Genomic DNA, 2,646 nt, shown 5'->3' with positions numbered 1-2,646 from the left:
ATATTATATCTACCTTTATTTATTAATGAGTTCAATAACTTTTCTAATTTTGTTTCATTTATTGTCAAACTTCTTTTTATTAAATTAATCAAACAAAATTCGTTTAAATTTTCAAAATCAAAACCACTCCATATTTCTTCTATTTTTTTTTCTGTAAGTTCAATTATAAAATTATGCCTATTATAAATTTTTGTATTTTCTAATAATTCAACATAATTTTCATTAATAAATTTTTTTATATCTTCATAATTTTCTTTATTTGTTTCTTCTAAATTCTTAAATTTGTTATTCTGTATAGCATTTGCAATTTCTTGCATTTTTTTTATATCTTTCTCAGAATCTAATCTATCAATATTAAAGCTTGTTAGTTCGTACTCAATTTTTTTTTCCTTTATTAAATTAATTTCCTTTTTTATTCTTTTTATATAATTAGGTAAATGGTTATATTCATCATATGGTAGTAGTGTTATGTCGTAATGATTATAATATTCTTTTTCTATTTCTAATGTCGGCTTTAAATCAAAATCTTTAACACTATTATAGGATTTTATTAAATAAACAGATTTTTTGTCTTCTTTTTCTGTATTTTTTTTCTCATAAAAAAATGCTTGTATTATCTCATCTTCAATCTCTTTTCCTATAAAAATAACAACTGAACTTTTCATTTTTTCTTTTAACTTATTAATTTGCCTTTGATTATTATAAAATTTAAAATATTCTTTCGGTGTAAATACAATAGTATCTCTTTTAGTAATACATCCATGTATTTTATATAATTTTTTATTTTCATTCCCATATCCTTTGTTACCTATAGACATTTCTTTTTTAGCTAATTCTAATTTTATTTCGATTAATCTATCAATATTAGTTGTTAAACACATTGAATTTTTTAATTTTAATATTTCTCTTATTTCATCTAAAATAGTCGTACTATCTTTATTTTTTTCTTTATATCCATTTAAAATTTTACCTTCTTCTAAATAGCACATACAATTTTCTAAAACCTTATAATAATCATTCCCATTTGAAGTTTCAGCATTTAAAATTTTTTCTGCCAGTAAAATTTTTTTCTTAACTTCAGATTCATTATAATTACTAATTAAAGATATTTGATGTTCGTTAAATTTCCGTTGATTACTTTTATATAATTTAGCTATCAACTCTTCTGCAACTTCGTTCCAATTTTTTAATCCATAGGATTTGGATACCCCAGCCCCTAAAAATAAAATTAATTTTCTATCCTTTAAATCATTAATTTCTCGAATTAATTTTTCCTCATTCATTTTTATAAAAGATATATCTTCTTCCTTCATTCTTAAAGTTAAATCACTGATGTATTCCCCCATAACTTTCCCCTCTGTTTATAAAATACTATTTGTCATAAAGAATCATTTTTTAGCTCTTTTCAAAAATATCTATATTTACATCTATTGTTATCTTCAATTCCGATAAATTGAACAATCTTTCTACTCAATCCTTGGGACTTTTCCATCTGTAGGGAGTCATATCAAATAAACTTTTTATGTCTTTATCATCTTCTAATTCAGTTTCATATTTTACATTTATTAACTCTTCATGGCTATATCCATCAACTATGTCTTGAGTAGGTCTATAATATTCCATCTTCAACTTGTCATAGACTACCTCTTTAATTTCCACCAAATGGTATTCCCCTGTACTAACAGTTATTAATTTCCCACCTTTTTTTAATACTCTTTTATACTCAGTAGGATCTATATAACTAAACATACAGATTACATAATCTAAGGATTCACTTGCAATTGGAAGATTTGATCCACTTGCTACTATCCACTCAATCCCTTTGTAGGTTCTAGCAGCATGGATAATCCCTTCTTTAGATATATCTATTCCTATAATGTGAGAATTGATACTTCTCTCCTCCAGATTATTTCTCAAAAGATTGGTATAATACCCTTCTCCACATCCTATATCTAAAATATTTATACCACTTTTATTTTCTATCTCCTTTTTTATACTTTCATTCAAAGTCTCTGATATTTTTTTATAATATCCCTTTTCCAAAAAGTTTTTCCTCGAGATAATCATCTCCTTATCGTCCCCAGGATTTTTACTTCTCTTCTCATTGGACATATGTAAATTTATATATCCTTGCTTTCCCATATCAAAAGTATGGTTATTTTTGCATCTATAACTTTTTTCTATTTTATTTAATTCATCCTGACACACAGGACACTTTAATATACTCATAAATTTTCTCCTATTTTTATAACTAGACCTCTTCCCTCTCCTAACGACATTTAGAAATCACTTTTTATCTACAAGAGATTTCTAATAATCGTCGCCACGTGAGAGTGTCCGGCAGGACCGGTGAGGTCTAAGCTTATATCCCATAAATTTTCTTAGCATTTGCTGTAGTTACTCTCACTACTTCCTCATAAGTTATTCCCTTTATCTCAGCAACTTTTCTAGCTATATGTTCCACATATATAGGGTGATTTCTCTTTCCTCTAAATGGTGTAGGAGTTAAGTATGGAGAGTCTGTTTCGATCACCAATCTGTCCAAAGGTATTTGTGACACTGCTTCTACAAGTTTTTTAGCATTTTTAAACGTAATCACTCCTCCCACTCCAAAATAATAATTATCCATAAGCTCTACTGCACTTT

3 protein-coding genes are annotated in these 2,646 nt (G+C 26.4%); all 3 read right to left on the bottom strand.

What is annotated here, in order from left to right; translation table 11 throughout:
* Nucleotides 1-1,346 (bottom strand): SIR2 family protein (locus WBG30_RS13915; protein ID WP_424505257.1); only part of this gene is annotated, 1,346 nt, incomplete at its 3' end.
* 124 nt (nt 1,347-1,470) lie between these two features.
* Entirely contained in the window at nt 1,471-2,229 is a 759-nt protein-coding gene (locus WBG30_RS13910) for a putative RNA methyltransferase (protein WP_424505256.1), read from the bottom strand.
* Nucleotides 2,230-2,362: 133 nt separating this feature from the next.
* Nucleotides 2,363-2,646, bottom strand: a 284-nt coding sequence (locus WBG30_RS13905) for a TatD family hydrolase (protein WP_424505255.1), incomplete at its 5' end; no start/stop codon positions are given.

It is taken from the genome of Psychrilyobacter sp. (genome assembly GCF_049671765.1).
Classification (GTDB): domain Bacteria; phylum Fusobacteriota; class Fusobacteriia; order Fusobacteriales; family Fusobacteriaceae; genus Psychrilyobacter.
This window is presented reverse-complemented; position numbering and strand designations above follow the sequence as displayed.